13 protein-coding genes and 2 pseudogenes are annotated in these 15,296 nt (G+C 57.7%); 5 read left to right on the top strand and 10 right to left on the bottom strand.

Translation table 11 applies throughout. The features are described 5' to 3' along the window. The 10 genes and pseudogenes from SA87_RS14040 to SA87_RS08090 all read right to left on the bottom strand — a co-directional run. Nucleotides 1-145: pseudogene (locus tag SA87_RS14040) on the bottom strand (acetaldehyde dehydrogenase (acetylating)); the annotation flags it as partial. A gap of 90 nt (nt 146-235) precedes the next feature. Next, entirely contained in the window at nt 236-1,693 is a 1,458-nt protein-coding gene (locus SA87_RS08130) for an aldehyde dehydrogenase (RefSeq protein ID WP_066201860.1), read from the bottom strand. A gap of 160 nt (nt 1,694-1,853) precedes the next feature. Further along, nucleotides 1,854-2,528, bottom strand: a complete 675-nt coding sequence (locus SA87_RS08125; protein ID WP_245637683.1) for a 2-keto-4-pentenoate hydratase — start codon at nt 2,526-2,528, stop codon at nt 1,854-1,856. 301 nt (nt 2,529-2,829) lie between these two features. Further along, entirely contained in the window at nt 2,830-3,519 is a 690-nt protein-coding gene (locus SA87_RS08120) for a GntR family transcriptional regulator (RefSeq protein WP_066201856.1), read from the bottom strand. 161 nt (nt 3,520-3,680) lie between these two features. Further along, the gene (locus SA87_RS08115) at nt 3,681-4,607 is read right to left on the bottom strand and encodes a catechol 2,3-dioxygenase (RefSeq protein WP_066201852.1); all 927 of its coding nucleotides are present in this window, start codon (nt 4,605-4,607) and stop codon (nt 3,681-3,683) included. 151 nt (nt 4,608-4,758) lie between these two features. After that, a complete protein-coding gene (locus SA87_RS08110; RefSeq protein WP_245637682.1) occupies nt 4,759-5,184 on the bottom strand; it encodes a 2Fe-2S iron-sulfur cluster-binding protein in 426 nt (141 codons plus the stop codon). A gap of 40 nt (nt 5,185-5,224) precedes the next feature. After that, entirely contained in the window at nt 5,225-5,689 is a 465-nt protein-coding gene (locus SA87_RS08105) for a GlcG/HbpS family heme-binding protein (protein WP_281180929.1), read from the bottom strand. A gap of 76 nt (nt 5,690-5,765) precedes the next feature. Further along, on the bottom strand, nt 5,766-6,374 hold the full coding sequence (locus tag SA87_RS08100) for a peroxiredoxin (protein WP_066201847.1): 609 nt from the start codon (nt 6,372-6,374) through the stop codon (nt 5,766-5,768). A 61-nt stretch (nt 6,375-6,435) separates the two neighbouring features. Beyond that, nucleotides 6,436-8,013 carry a 4-hydroxyphenylacetate 3-hydroxylase N-terminal domain-containing protein gene (locus tag SA87_RS08095; protein WP_066201845.1) on the bottom strand — a complete coding sequence of 526 codons (1,578 nt, stop codon included), beginning with the start codon at nt 8,011-8,013 and terminating at the stop codon, nt 6,436-6,438. Nucleotides 8,014-8,679: 666 nt separating this feature from the next. Next, nucleotides 8,680-9,302: pseudogene (locus SA87_RS08090) on the bottom strand (transposase); the annotation flags it as partial. Nucleotides 9,303-9,484: 182 nt separating this feature from the next. Here SA87_RS08090 and SA87_RS13215 point away from each other — a divergent pair. The 5 genes from SA87_RS13215 to SA87_RS08070 all read left to right on the top strand — a co-directional run bounded on the left by SA87_RS13215 (nt 9,485) and on the right by SA87_RS08070 (nt 14,162). Continuing rightward, a complete protein-coding gene (locus SA87_RS13215) occupies nt 9,485-9,811 on the top strand; it encodes a hypothetical protein (protein WP_156423613.1) in 327 nt (108 codons plus the stop codon). A gap of 85 nt (nt 9,812-9,896) precedes the next feature. Continuing rightward, nucleotides 9,897-11,243, top strand: coding sequence for an IS1380 family transposase (locus tag SA87_RS08085; RefSeq protein WP_409359832.1), 1,347 nt, complete (start codon nt 9,897-9,899; stop codon nt 11,241-11,243). 304 nt (nt 11,244-11,547) lie between these two features. Next, on the top strand, nt 11,548-12,045 hold the full coding sequence (locus tag SA87_RS08080; protein ID WP_066201838.1) for a cation:proton antiporter regulatory subunit: 498 nt from the start codon (nt 11,548-11,550) through the stop codon (nt 12,043-12,045). Between the two features lie 3 nt (nt 12,046-12,048). Beyond that, on the top strand, nt 12,049-13,290 hold the full coding sequence (locus SA87_RS08075) for a cation:proton antiporter (protein ID WP_066201835.1): 1,242 nt from the start codon (nt 12,049-12,051) through the stop codon (nt 13,288-13,290). 275 nt (nt 13,291-13,565) lie between these two features. Then, on the top strand, nt 13,566-14,162 hold the full coding sequence (locus tag SA87_RS08070; protein WP_066201832.1) for a hypothetical protein: 597 nt from the start codon (nt 13,566-13,568) through the stop codon (nt 14,160-14,162). Nucleotides 14,163-15,296 lie beyond the last annotated feature (1,134 nt).

Genomic DNA, 15,296 nt, shown 5'->3' with positions numbered 1-15,296 from the left:
AGCGGGCCCGCTTCAGGCCCTCGGATTCCGGATCGATGCCGATCATCCACACCGGTTCGAGATACGGGCTGCGGAACATTTTGTACATGAGGTCGGTGCCGATGTTCCCCGACCCGATGATCGCCACCCGCAACTTGCGGGACATCGCGGTCCCTCCTTTCGGCGGCCCCGATCCGGGGCCGCCGGTTTGGCCGTCGCGGCTCACCGATCGATCGACGAGAGGTTTCAAGGCCCGTCAAAGCTTGACGGTGATGTTGGTGAGCTCGGAATAAAACTCGACGCTGTGCATACCACCCTCCCGGCCGATGCCGCTCTGCTTCATGCCGCCGAAGGGCGTCCGAAGGTCCCGGAGGAACCACGTATTGATCCAGACCATCCCGACTTCCAGCTGATGGGCCACGCGATGGGCCCGCTTCAGATTCGTCGTCCAGACGGTGGCGCTTAAGCCGTACTCGGTGTCGTTCGCCCGGGCGATCACTTCTTCCTCCGTGTCGAAGGGCGAGACCGTCACCACCGGGCCGAAGACTTCCTCCTTCATCACCCGGCAGGTGTCCGGCATGTCGACGACGATCGTCGGTTCGAGATAATACCCCCGAGTGAGCCCTTCCGGTTGCTTGCCGCCGATGAGGATGCGTCCCTCGTTTCGGGCGATCTCGACGTAGCCCATGACGCGCTCCAGGTGTTCCCGGCTGATGAGCGGCCCGACGAACGTCTTCGGATCGAACGGATCGCCGACGACGAGTTCTTTCGTCCGCTTGACGAAGCGGTCCAGGAATTCCTCGTAGACCGGCCGCTCGACGTAGATGCGTGAACCGCAGAGGCAGACTTCGCCCTGGTTGTGGAAGCTCGAACGGAGGGTCATATCGATGGCCTCATCGAGGTCGGCGTCGGCGAAGATGATGTTCGGGTTTTTGCCGCCGAGCTCAAAGGATAGCCGCTTCAAATTCCGGGAGGCGTTGGCCATGATCGTCTTGCCCGTCGTCGTCTCGCCGGTAAAGGAGATGGCGTTCACGCCCGGATGTTCGACGAGGAAGGCGCCGGCGGAATTCGGGCCGAAGCCGTGCACGACGTTGACCACACCGTCCGGGATGCCCGCTTCCTTGATCACCTCGGCAAGGAGCGTCGCCGAAAGAGGCGTCAGCTCCGCCGGCTTGACGACGACGGTGTTGCCCATGGCCAGAGCCGGCGCCATCTTCCAGGTGAGGAGCACCATCGGCAGGTTCCACGGCGTGATCAGTCCGACGACGCCGACCGGCCGGCGGATGGCGTAGTGGAGCTGCCCCGCATCGAGCTGATATGCTTCGGTGCCGACCGAGTGCAAATAATCCGCAAAAAAGTGAAAGTTGTACGCCGCCCGCGGGATTTCGTGCTCGTAAGCCACCCAGTAGGGCTTCCCCGTGTCGAGGGTCTCGAGCCGGGCAAACTCCTCCCGCCGCTCCAGGATGAGGTCGCCGATGCGCCGGACCAACCGGATGCGCTCGGGGATCGAAAGACGACCCCACGGCCCCTGAAGCGCCCGCCGGGCCGCCTGCACCGCCCGATCGACGTCTTCCTTCGTCGCCTCTTCCACCCAGCCGAGTTCTTCCTCGGTCGCCGGGTTAATGTTCACAAAGCGCTTTCCGGCCGACGATTCAACAAAGGCCCCGTCGATGAACAGCCGCGCATGATGGGTCTGGGCGACGGTCTGAACCATCCGCCTGCCTCCTTTCAACGATTTGATCAGATTATATATCAAAAATTAGGCGCGCGCAACCATCGACCCCTCCTTGCGATCGAAGGGACGTCCGTCGGCCGCCTGGGCTTCTATGACATTGGCTCGGGAGCCACGACTCACTCCAGATCTGAGTTGAGGCTCACCCGTGGATCACGAGGGTTCCCAGGTTCCCGAAATTTCCTACAACCCTGCTTCCCGGCCGCAACGGCAGGGGGGCGGTCATCCCCCCGGTGAGGATCACCGATCCAGCCGGGAGGGATCGACCCCGGCGCGCCAATTCCCCGCTGAGCCAGGCCACCGCTTTGACGGGACTGCCCATGACGTCCGCGCTCGATCCCCTCCATTCGTGAGACCCGTCGCTCAGGACGACGCTCAAACGCTCCAGATCGATGTCCGATGCCTCTCGCCACTCGCCCAGTACCACACCCGCCGCCGAAGAGTTGTCGGCCGTGTTATCGAGAAAGGTAAAGCGAAAGTGTTCGTAGCGAGAATCCACAATTTCCAGAGCCGGCGCCACTACCTCAATGGCACCTTTAACTTGAGCTTCATCGAGGTCGGAACCATACAGTTCGCGATGCACGCGCACCGCAATCTCGGGCTCCACGCGCGGATGAATAAAGCTTTCCAGTGCCCGAGCGGGAGAAGATCGAAGCATGCTCGCCATCAGGACACCATAGTTGGGCTGTTCTACGCCCAGGGCGCGCCGCATGGCTGCACTGGTAAACCCAAGCTTAAATCCCACCGGGCGGTCTCCAGCCGCGCGGTAGAACGCGATCAGGTGATCCTGAATGGCATATGCGTCGTCCACCGTCATCTCCGGCCACTCTTCCGTTAGGGGCGAAATGGGGGTGCGCCTAAGACGCGCCTCCCATAGCCGCCTTGCCAAGTCCCGGTGCGGGATTCCCCCCATCCTTTTTCTCTCCTTTCAAGCCCACCGCAAACAAACCCTCCGCCACCGGAACGCAGTGGCGCGTTTTCTCAACGCCCGGAACATTCGGACCGACGTTTCCCCCTGCCACCGGTGATGCACGGATGTATAACCTTCAATCCAGGAGAATCGGCGATGTGTTCGAAGAAACGCGATCGTCTGCCGGCGCAGGGCGCTGCCGGGCGGGCTAATTGCCCTCCCTTGCAGACTTCAACTCGGACATCTCAAGCGTACGCTTTAAATAGCTCATGAAGTTTTCAAATGAGCGCTGCTTTTGCTGCCGCATCAGTTCTTCCATCCGCCGGGCATCCTTGTGCTTCAACGCTTCCAGCATGCCCCAGTGCTCGCTCTGCGACTCGCGCATCGCTTCCGGCGTCTGAACGAAGATCCAGCGCGAGCGCGCCGACTTTTCCCAGACCGCCGTGACAATGCGATTGAGTTCCCGCCACGGAGAAAGGTCATACAGCGTCCGGTGGAAGGTGTAATTGAGCCGGCTGAACATCGCGGCGTCCCCCGCCTCGACGGCCCGATCCATTTGCCGGAGAAGCGCTTCCAGCTCCTCGATGACCTCCGGCGTCGCCTTGTCCACCGCCGTGCGAGCCAGGATCGGTTCCAACGCCAGGCGGATGGTATACAGCTCTTCCAGTTCCTCTAAGCGAATCGGCGCGACGCGGGCGCCGATATAGGGCTTGCTTTCCACCCACCCCTCCGCTTCCAGGCGCCGGATGGCTTCGCGGACGGGCATCGGGCTGATTCCGAGATCGCGGGCAATCTGATCGACGACAAGCCGCTCGCCGGGTGCGATCTCGTTGGACAGGATTTTCTCCTTGAGCTGTTCATATGCCCACTCGGCCCGCGTGGCCGGCATCTGAGTCATCGCTCATCCTCCCGAAGTGCAGCGTGTGTCCGCCTCGATTATATCACATATTTTAACAAAGAAGAGGCCCAAAGCGCCTTGGGCCTCTCCTTTATGAGCACGCGGCCGCACTTCAAGAGGACTCCCATCCTCGCTCGCCCCGTGCATACCGCCCGGGCGGTTCAGGTCGTCACCCCGGTAAAGCCTTCGATCCACTCCTGGCGGTGGTTGAAGTAGAAGATGCCGCGGGCGAGCTGATCCACCGTCCACTTGACGACCGGCATATCCGGATAGGCGATGTAGCCACCGGTAAACACTTCGTTGCGGTTCCCAGACGGGTCGAAGTAGTAAATCGTCTGGCCGCGGGTGATGCCGTGCCGCTCGATGCCGACATCGATCGGCACGTCGTGTTTGGAGAAGACGTCGCCCGCTTTCCGCAGGTCGTTAAATTCGTCAAGCCAGAACGCAAAGTGATGCAGGCCCTCATCCTTCCCCGGGATGATGGCGATGTCATGCGGCGTATTGCTGCGGAAAAGCCACGCCGCAATGGGAACGTCGGAATCGGGCTTCTCGACGACCATCTCGCTCATGTAGAAATTGAGCGCCTTCATCAGGAAATCAACGGTCTCTTGCGGCCGCTCGGCGGTGATGAGGAGATGGTCAATCCGCGGCGCGCCGACGCCGATGAGCCCTTCCGGCCACGGCGGCGGATTGAGCTGCGGCAGCGCCTTGCCGACATACTCCATCTCGACGTAAAGCTCCATCACGTGCCCCGAGGGCAGCCGGAAGCGAACCCCTTCGCCGACTTTATGATTTTCTCCTTTGGAGAAGCGCGTCACGCTCGCCCCGTACTGAATAAGGCGCTTTTCCAGTTCGGCCAGGTCGTCGTACGTGTGCACTTTGAAGCCCATCTTCTCCAGGCCCGGCCGGTCGGCCTTTTTCAGGACGATCGAATGGTGGTCGTATTCGTCCCAGCCTTTCAGATAAATGGCGCTGTCCGTCCGGTCGGTCGCTTCCATGCCCATGACCTCGACGTAGTGCTTCCGGGCAGCCTCCAGATCCGTCACCCGGGTGACGACATATCCGAGCCGCATGATGCCCTCGCCCATCGTTCGAACCCTCCTTGTTCGATCTTTGTCACGGATCCTTTTTTGTTCCGGCGGGCTTTTTCAACGCCGCGATTTTTCCGGCACTTTGTTATTTGCAGGGCGTTTGCCTCGGTCGACCGGCGGCCGGATCGCGCATCGGCGCCGGAGGACCTCACGTCTGGCCTTCGCGCTTCAAGCGCAAAAGAAGCCGGGCCAGCGGGTCGTCTTTCGGCAGCATCCGGATGGCGATGTCACCAACGAGCTCCGCGCGGCACATGAGGATGCGGCCGTCGGCGCGTTCCTCGTCGGTCAGAGCGCCCCTGGAGTACGTGTCGCCGAGCATCACCTCCCCCTCGAGCAGCTCGACCTTGCAGTACCCGCATCCCCCGCTGCGACAGCCCGGAAACGCCGGTCGTCCGACGCGGCCGTAATACGTCTCCCGCAATTCAGACAGCAGGTTGGCGCCGGCGCGGCCGACGACGACCACACCATCCGGGTCGATGCGGATGCGGACCGCCCCCTTAGGCTCCGCCTTGCCGGCCCTTACCGTCTTCGGCGCCTCCATCGTCCGTTCCCGTCCTTCCGCTCTCGCCCGCATGTTTCTCCTCCGTGTGAAAGGGGCGGCGGTGAAGCCCGGCTCAGGCGTCCGCCGCGACGGCCAGGGCGGCCCGGGCGATGATTTCGTCCTGTTCTTCCGTCCCGCCGCTCACGCCGATCGCGCCGATCATCTCGCCGTCGATGACGATCGGAAACCCGCCGCCGAAGATCGTCAGATCCGGCGTGTGCGGAAGGCCGTGCAGGAGGCGGGGGTTGTCCTTGATCATGTCGTACCACTTGCCCGTCTCCATCCCGAACGCCGCCGCCGAATAAGCCTTCCGCTGGGCGATGCCGATCGAAAGCAGGGGGGCGCCGTCCATGCGATAAAACGCTTTCAGCTGGGCCGAAGCATCGACGATGGCGATGTTCACCCGTGCCCCCAGTTCTTCCGCCTTCCGGACCGCCGCCTCCAGCATGCGGGCGGCCAGCGCCAGGGAGATGTGCTTGACGGGGATGTACCGCTCCACCCGCTCGTCCTCCTTTTCCACCGCGCCGAATCCGCGCACCGAGCCACGCACCCGGTATCTGATATGATATCTAACATCGAAAAAGGCGTCAATGTCAATTAATTCATCAAATGCTTCAAGTAAGCGCCTCCGCCACCTTGCCGACGAGCTCCATCCCCGGCTTCAGGAATTTCTGCCCCTTCCGCCAGCCGGCCGGGCAGGCGACACCCGGATTGTTGCGCACAAATTCGAAGGCTTCCAGCAGCCGGAGCGTCTCCTCGGCGTTCCGGCCGACGTCGTACCACGTCACTTCCTGCGCCCGAAGGATGCCGTCCGGATCGACGAGGAACGTCCCCCGAAGCGCCGTCCCGTCCGCTTCGTTGTAAATGTTGAAGAGCCGCGCCAGCCGCCCGTTGTGATCGGCGGCCATCGGGAAGCGGACGTCGCTGAGGAGCCGTTCCGACTCCAGCCACGCCTTGTGGGTGTAGACGGTGTCGGTGCTCACGCCGACGACTTCCGCCCCGAGAGCCCGAAAGGCGTCATAGTGCCGGGCAAAGTCGGCGAGCTCCGTCGGACAGACAAAGGTAAAATCTGCCGGGTAATAGACGAGGATCGTCCACCGCTTCTCCGGCGCCGACGGGCCAAGGCGAATCGTCCCATCCGCCTTCGTCTCCGGAAAGTAGGCCGGAAGCGCGATGTCCGGCAGCGCATCGCCGAGCTTCAAGACGGCCTGCCTTGCCTCCACGCCTCATCCCTCCTCCCCAACCATCGGTTGGCGCCATCGGAGCGGACTGGACTCCGTGGCCTCAGCGGCGCCGAAAGACCGTTCCGACGTCGTCTGGATTGACGAGATCGGATACCGTCCAGCCTTCAAGGTCATATTCCGCCATGCACTGTTCGGCGAATTCCGTGAAACGCTTCGCGTCGCCGGTCTGCAGCGCCGTAAGGAGGACCTCCAGGCGGATGTTCTCATGGTTGCCGGCGTAGTTCCGCTCATAGAGCTCATGCCGACCGCCGAATTCCGAGCCCACGGCATCCCAGAGCAGCTTCATCAGCTTCACGCGGTCTTTGGCGTCATAGCCGTTCGAACCCCGGACATACTTTTCGAGATAGGGCCGGATCTCCGGATCGAGGAAATCTGCGGCGCTCGACGGCAGATAAATGAGGGCGCTGGCCAGATCTTTCTCAATCAGATCCTTGATCTTCGGGTAGGCTTCCGTCGCAAACACCCGGTACGCCAGACCCGGAGCCAGGCTCGGCAACACGTAGTCGCCGACCCACGGTTCGGGATTGCGCACCTGCGCCTCGGACAGCGACCAGAACAGGTGCCGCCAGGCGATGATCTCCCCGACGCGGGCCTGAACGCCGCGAAAATCTTTGACACCCGTCGCCTCGATCGCCTTGAGCACAAGCCCCGCGATAAAGTCGAGCTTCACCGCGAGCCGCGTCAGACCGTGCAGCGTAAAGCGATGGATAAACCCGGAGAGCGGGAAGAAGGTGTTGACCTTTTCCACGTCGCCGTAGACGAAGATGTTCTCCCACGGGACCAGGACCTGGTCAAACACCAGGATCGCATCGTTCTCATCCAGGCGGCTGGAGAGCGGATAATCAAAGGGACTGCCGGCCACGGCGGCCACGTATTCGTACGACTGCCGGCTGATCAGTTTGACGCCTTTGGCGTTCATCGGCACGGTGAAGATCAGGGCGAATTTTTTGTCCTTGATGGGGATCGGCCCATAGTGGGCGATGAAGTTCATGTGCGTGAGCGCGCTTCCCGTCGCCACGACCTTGGCGCCGGAGACGATGACGCCCGCGTCGGTTTCTTTTTCCACGTGCATGAAGACGTCGCCCACTTCTTCAATCGGCCGGTTCCGGTCGACCGGCGGGTTGACGATGGCGTGGTTCCAGAAGATGAGCCGCTCCTGCGTCTCCTTGTACCACCGCTTGGCGTTTTCGTGATACGGCGCATAAAAGTCGCTGTTGGCCCCCAGCGTCCCCACAAAGGCGGCCTTATAGTCCGGCGCCCGCCCGAGCCAGCCGTAAACGACGCGCTGCAGCTCAGCGATCGTGTCGCGTCCTTTGATCAAATCTTCCGCACTTTTGGAGGCCCGGAAATACGGATGCGTCCAGCCGCCGCTTCCGGTGTCGGTCGGCACCGTCCATTTCCAGGCTTGCGGTCCGCCCCGCTTTTCGTCTTCTTCATGTAGCTGATGGATGCGGTCATACCAGCGGGCGAACATCCGCGCTGAATTGCGGTAGGCCGGATGCTGCGTGACGTCTTTAATGCGCTCGCCGTAGATGTACACCTCGCGCCCGTCCCGCAGGCTCTCCAAGTATTCATCTCCGGTTAAAGGACGGATTACGCTCTTTTGTTCAACGGTCATCGCGAACTTCGGCCCTCCCTTCGTTAGATTTTGTTAGATCTTGAATCTTTTCCCCGGTTCAGGTCTTTCCCTCGTCCCGTCGCTTTCGTCCGACTTCTTCCTCCGCCGACCCTTGTGCCGCCACGCCCCCTTTCACTTCCGATCGTCGGGCCTTTTGGCTTATGCATTTTTGGCTTATGCAAGGTAAGCGTTCTCACCTCCGTCTTCGACATTTTCCTGTCGGGTTAAAGCTTATCAAATATCAAATACAGTGTCAATGTATAATGATTGCACCTATTTTACCTTTTTGACATACTCATGGCGAAAGTTCGCCCTCGGTTAAGCCCGCGTCAGCAGATTGTAGTTTGGGCGATGTTGGACCATCCTGCGCCGCGTGCGGTGAAAATCGTGTTCCAGGCGAATGTCGGAGCGCGCCTTAGCCGATGCAGAAGTTAAAGTCCCAGGTAGGGGTGTAAATCATGAGGCTTGATGGGCTCCATGTCACGAAGTATGATTAGGTGGTCAGCTGAGCTAAGGGAATAAAGACCAAAAGCATCTTTCGGACATGATCAAGTCCAAATTTCTGTGTAAAATTGCCCCTCGGCTCGAACGGGCTTATCCCAAAAATTCCATACGGTAGTAAGGAAATGGACCCTAGCTGACCCGCTGCTTTCGATACCTTCCGTCTCCGTTTTGGTCGCTGGCTGCATGGAAGGAGTAAGCGAACGTCTGTTCCTTTACGTTTTTGACAAACCAGCCGCTTTCCGGATCGGTGGTGTTTTTTTCACCTCCTTCCAGACGGCTTTAAACTTTTTTGGCAACGGCTTTTTCCCGTGCGCTACGCGGTCCTGGTTGATTTCCTCTTCCAGAAGTTCTTGATATTTCTTTCCTTCTTCCTGAACGAGCCGCTTGAGATATTTCCTCTTGTTGGCATTGGCTTTGACATGGGTGGAATCAATATACAGCACGGAAGGGTCCACAAGCCCGTGATGGCAGGCTTCTTCGAGAATGCGCGTAAAGATCCTTTCAAACAGGTCGGTACCTTTGAATCGGCGGACATAGTTTTTGCCAAACGTCGTGAAATGGGGGATGGGCTGGGTGAGATCGTATCCCAAAAACCACCGATAGGCGATATTGGTTTCGATTTCCTTGATGGTTTGACGCACGCAACGGATGCCGAACAGATACTGGATGAGCACCATTTTGATGAGAACAACGGGATCGATGCCCAGGTGATCCTGAGGAACCAATTCGTCCAACGAAACGACGGTAAGCTGGTAACGGCCTTCGGCCGACTGTTTTCTCAGCATGTGGACACCTCTGCATGATTGGGATAAGAACTCTATTCGACAAAAAAGCGTGTAGACCTTGTACCTTCCGGTACTTTGTCTACACGCTGCGGCTCCTCTGACGGGTGAGGAACCCTTTCCTTATATCCGGAAAATCTCTCGAACCACAAGGCCATCCGGCCCATTTCAATTGATTCTTAAAAATGCGCTTCAAAGATGAATTGATCCGCGCCAAAGGGTTCACTTCCGAAGACACCTACTGGAACGACCCCCGCACGCTGCAGACATACGCGAGACAGGTGGTCATCGAGAAGCTGATTGCACACCTATACCAAACCGGCGAGCTACATGAAAATAAGACGATTGAAGATCTCGAACAGGAATTGTGCGAACGGGGAAAGGCGGGCATCCAATGGGACCACAACGTCCCGAACCAATTGTGTGGAGAGAAACTGAAGAATCATTCCCTCATTTGCATCCAACGGTGTACTTTTCCCTTCCTTTCAGCTAATATAAACCTGATTCCGTGAACAATCTCCCTTGATCCCCCCTTCTTTAGCAGGTAAATCATGGCTTTGCGTCGAATTATAAGATCAACCTCCTTTCACCTGCGGGGTGATCATGTTGAAAATTCAGTTTGAGTTCTCCGATGACCTCATTCTTACCGCACACGGTGGGCTGTCCGTCGTCGGTGCACTGTTAGAAGCCTCACGCGTATTCTCCGAACTGAATCGTATACGCCTTCGCGAAAACGAGCATCCCACTTTCTCTCATACCGACGTCGTAAAAAGTTACGTCGGCATTCTCTGCCAGGGAAAAAGCGACTTCGACTACCTGGAAACGGTACGCGACGACGACACATTTCGTCTTTGCTTAAACCTTAACCATGTTCCTTCCAGCCCCACGGTTCGCCAGCGCCTGGACGAGGCGGCCGCGTCTAACTTGGAGAAGTGGAACGATATCCTTATCCGCACAGGACTGGAGCTCATCCAACGCGTCCATGCCCCGCTGACTGGGGTAAAAGTTGGCAATAAGACATACATTCCCCTCGACATTGACGTCTCTCCTTTCGATAACTCCGGGACGAAGAAAGAAGGGGTATCGCGAACATACAAAGGCACAGGTGGGTATGCACCGATCTTTGCTTACCTGGGACAAGAGGGTTACGGTGTCCATGTAGAACTCCGAGAAGGAAGTACCCATGTCCAGAAAGATACCGCTGACTTCCTCGCCGCAAGCATCCTCTATGCGCGCATCGTTCCCCAAAAGGATCTTCTCGTCCGCATGGATGCGGGACATGATAGCCTGGAGAACCTTAGGGTGTGTCAGGCGCACAAGGTGGACTACATCATTAAGGTCAATCTCCGCCGTACAAACGAGGAAGAATGGCTCGAATATGCGCAAACATACGGGACCTGCACAGAGCCTCGGGAGGGGAAAAAGGAGTACATTGGCGTTCGCGAGGTAGAAAAACCGGGCTTTTCATCGCCGCTTCGGCAAGTCTTTCACGTCATTCATCGGACGATGGACCGGCATGGGCAAATCTTACTCGTGCCGGATATTGAAGTAAACGTCTACTGGACGAGTCTTGAAGGTGACCCGTGGCGGGTGGTCGAACTGTACCGCGAGCACGCCACCAGCGAACAGTTTCACAGTGAAATCAAGTCGGACCTAGACTTAGAGCGGTTACCGTCCGGGAAATTTCGGACGAATGATCTGGTGTTTCACCTTGGCCTGCTTGCATACAACCTGCTACGCATCATCGGGCAGAAGAGTTTGCGCCTGGGCGGTGCACCGCTTCGCAAACACGTCCACCGGCGGCGCATCAAAAGCGTCATTCAAAACATGATCACCATTGCCGTTCGGGTGGTTCGTCATGCCAGACCGCTTAAATTTGTGTTTGGCAAACACAGCCCATGGGCCGGCGTCGTAAGTCGTCTCTATGCTGCTTTTGTAACATAGGCGAACGAAAAGAAGAACGATAGGTGCATTCCGTGGAGACGAGATAAAACTATTTTTTAAAGTCCACATTCGATGGTCTTGTTTCAGTATGCCCAAAAAGCATAGGATTTCTTCTTATTGCGGACGAGAGCAGACAAAATCTTAGGTTTAAATGGCCTGGAGAACAATTTTAGCGGCAATCAACAGTATAAGGCATGTGTTTTCGTAGTTTGATCACGGAATCAGGATAAATTATATATAAATTATAACTGAACGGAAACCATGCACATGGCAAGAACAAGCGAACGGTAAGGAGGACGCCACCATGACCAACATTCGCGAGTCGGATCTCCCGGGGATTGGACGGAAATTCCAGATCGACACCCACAGTGGGGATAAGCTGGTCATCATCATTCATGATGACGGCAGGCGCGAACTTTACCACTTCGACCCCGACGATCCGGACAGCAGCATTTCCATGGTCACCCTGGATGACGACGAGGCGCGACAAGTGGCCGGCATCATCGGCGGCCTGACCTACAGACCCAAGGCCTTGGAATCCGTCGAGGTGGCCCTCAACGACCTGGTCATTGAGTGGTACAAGGTGGAACCCAACTCCAAGTGCGTAGGCCGAACGATCGGCGAACTCCAGATCCGGCAAAGGACGGGAGCCACGGTCATCGCGGTAATCGATAAGGATCTGAAGCAAACGGTGAACCCCGGGCCGGACTACGTGCTGAAGGCCGAAACCATTTTGGTTGTAATGGGCGAGCGCCAACAAATCAAAGCGTTCAAGCAACTCGTATCCAACAGGAGCGAATAAGACATGGAACACATCGTTTTCGAGGTTGGCCTCGCCCTTACCCTCATGGCGGTTGCGGGGTTAATCTCCAACCGCCTTCGTTTCTCGATTATCCCGTTCCTGATTCTGATTGGAATGGTCGTCGGGCCCCATGCTCCCCAGCTCGGCATGGTGGATTTGCGCTTCATTCAAAGCGCTCCCCTGATCGAGTTCATGGGGCGGCTGGGGGTCCTCTTCCTGCTCTTCTACGTGGGCTTGGAATTTTCCGTGAGCCGACTGATCAGGGCAGGACGGTCCATCGCCATTGGCGGTACCATCCATGTCGGGCTGAACTTCGTTCTCGGGTTATTGTTCGGCTGGATGATGGGATGGCCGCTCAAGGAGATCTTGGTGGTGGCCGGTATTGTAACGGTTTCATCCAGCGCCATTGTGGCCAAGGTACTGGTCGACCTCAAACGCACGGCAAACCCCGAAACCGAGATGATTCTCGGTATTATCATGTTCGACGACGTCTTCCTGGCCATCTACCTCTCGATCCTGTCGGGTCTCCTCTTTAGCGGCGCCACCTCGGTGGGCGGTGTTATCCTTTCGGGAGGCATCGCACTGGGCTTCATGCTAGCCATCCTGGCTCTTGGACGGGTGGCCGTCCCCTGGCTGAATCGGGCTCTGAACATCGGTTCAACGGAAGTCTTTTTGTTGGTTGTATTTGCGGCCCTCTTTCTGATCAGCGGATTTGGTGAAACCCTCCATGTCGCTGAGGCCATTGGGGCTCTGCTCGTGGGCTTGGTGCTCGGGGAAACCGAACATCGTAAACGCATCGAGCACCTTATCTTGCCGCTAAGAGAAGTATTTGGTGCAATGTTCTTCTTTAGCTTTGGGTTATCCATTGACCCGAGGACGCTAGGCGGGGCAGTCTTGCCCGCGCTCGGCGCCGTGTTGCTCACGTTGGTCGGCAACTTCACTGCGGGAATGCTGGCCGGTCGTAGTGCCGGTCTGTCACCGAAGGCCGCTGCCAACATCGGGCTTACGATCGTCGCCCGCGGCGAATTCTCCATCATCCTGGCAAACCTCGGGAAGTCGGCCGGTCTCTTGTCCATCCTCCAACCCTTTGCTGCCCTCTATGTCCTCATCCTCGCCGTCGTCGGACCGCTCCTCGCCAAGGAGTCGAAAACCATCTTCACCACCCTAAACAAGGTATTCAAGTGGCAACCCTCGAGGGAGACAAAGACGTCAACTGCACCACCCGTAAAAAAAGAGCACGATTAAGGGGGAATCCCCTCCCCGTTCGGAGCCACGCCGCCCCAGAAACTTCACGGAAAAGATTTCCGATGGGGCGGCGTGGCTCTAACGGTTCGGCTACCCACGAAAGTCGGTGGCAGTTTTCCACACCCTTTCGCATAAGATGACGAAACATAAATAATGTTATGATGATAAGGCGGGAACAAGGAAACCGAGGACGTGGGAATGGCATTCGAACTCACCTTCGCGCGTTAACAATCTTGATTAAGGGGCGTTGTTCCGAAATGAAAAGGTTGACCTTTATGCTCTTGTTGCTCACCTCCTTAAGTTTCGGCATTCTTTTCACCACAGCAAACTTCCCCACCGATCACCAGCAACGCGTCTCCGAAAACCAGGTTGTCGCGAGAGGAAAAGGTTTTGTTATACAGGCGAAAGATTTTGTTGAATACAAGACTCATGTGAAAACCATGCTTGAGACAGCAGGAAGACCTTTTGACACAAGCAACAACGACCTGATCAAAGAAATGATCCAGCGCGAACTGCTGATCCGTTACGCTGAAGAAAAAGGAATTCGGGTAACCGACGAGGAAGCACGCCAATTCCTCCAAGAACAGCGCACCGCTTGGGATCAATCACCCGAGGCACGGCGCTACTTAGACGCGCTGATCCGGGCCAAGGGTTTCACCTCCAACGACGCCTACTGGAACGATCCCAGCACTTTGCAGATGTACAAACGAACTCTTCTCCTCGAGAAGTTGCTCGAACACCTGCACCAAACGGGGGAACTCAATGAAAACCAGACGCTCGAGAATCTTGAAGCGGAATTATACAAACGCGCAAACATCCACATTGACACCAACGTCCTGAGCCAACTAGATCAAGTCCAGTATCATGTGTAAATTGCCCTCTTCGGCGAATGAAAGGACAGGTCACTCAGGCATTCACAACGTGCAGCATGGCCGGCTCAGTGGATTTCTGTTGTTCCTTCTTCCACTGCCAATACTCATCCATATTCAGGTAGCGGTGCCCAGTGGTCCACGTCTCGTCTATGTGCGACCTGTTGCACTATAAGTCCTGCACAAGCTGGACGAAAAGTGCGGGATGAGCAATCATCCTAACTTGCTTCCCGACGGCAGGAATGAGAGGCCCATGCCGCCTCGAAACTGCCGGCCTGAGACTCCCTGCAGGCGTCGGAAGGTACCGGCCTTCCGGGGTCTGAAGCCAGGCGAAGTCGGCGACAATGCGCCTACAGCCGAAAGGCCATGGCGTATTCGCCGGGGCGCCACAAGGCCCGCATGGTAAGAATGGGAGGGTGGCTCCCTCCCCGACGAAACCGCGAAAGTACGGGTCGTCAGGCGGGGCCATCTGGAAACGGATGGTGTGCGAACTGTTGCACTATAAGTCTTGCATGAACAGGACGAAAAGTGCGGGGTGAATCCTCACCCTAACTTGCTTCCCGACGGCAGGAATGAGAGGCCCATGCCGCCTCGAAACTGCCGACCTGAGACTCCTGCAGGCGTCAGAAGGTACCGGCCTTCTGGGGTCTGATGCCAGGTAAAGTCGGCGTCAAGGCACCTACAGCCGTAAGGCCATGGTGCATACGCCGGGGTGCCATAAGACCCGCATGGTGAGAATGAGAGGGTGACTCCCTCTCCGACGAAACCGCGAGTGTACGAGTCGTCACGTTTGCTATCTGGAAACGGATAGTTGTCCGAGGACGCTTACCTGCGGTTCCTCAAGGACTTGATGCCCGGCGTGGAGTAAGAATGCCATCTATGAAACACGCCCATCCGGCAATGGGGATGTATGGGCATCCGGCTCAGAGCGGCCACCTAAACGGGCGTATGGACGGCTAGGGAAGCAGGAACAGGGAAAGCCAGCCACGGCCTGGACTCCCATGGAGTCTACAAACCGCCGGTACGGGGCCGGTCCCTATAAGGCGCAACGCCGAAGTGGGTTTAGGCTGGTGAGAGCGCGGTCACGACTGATGAAGGTCCTGTAATGGGACCGGAGGAACAGGCCGCAGTCTACCG

The organism is Hydrogenibacillus schlegelii (assembly GCF_001653195.1).
Classification (GTDB): Bacteria; Bacillota; Bacilli; order Thermicanales; family DSM-22653; genus Hydrogenibacillus; species Hydrogenibacillus schlegelii.
The sequence above is the reverse complement of the archived record's forward strand: the minus strand, read 5'-3'. Positions and strand labels throughout refer to the sequence as shown.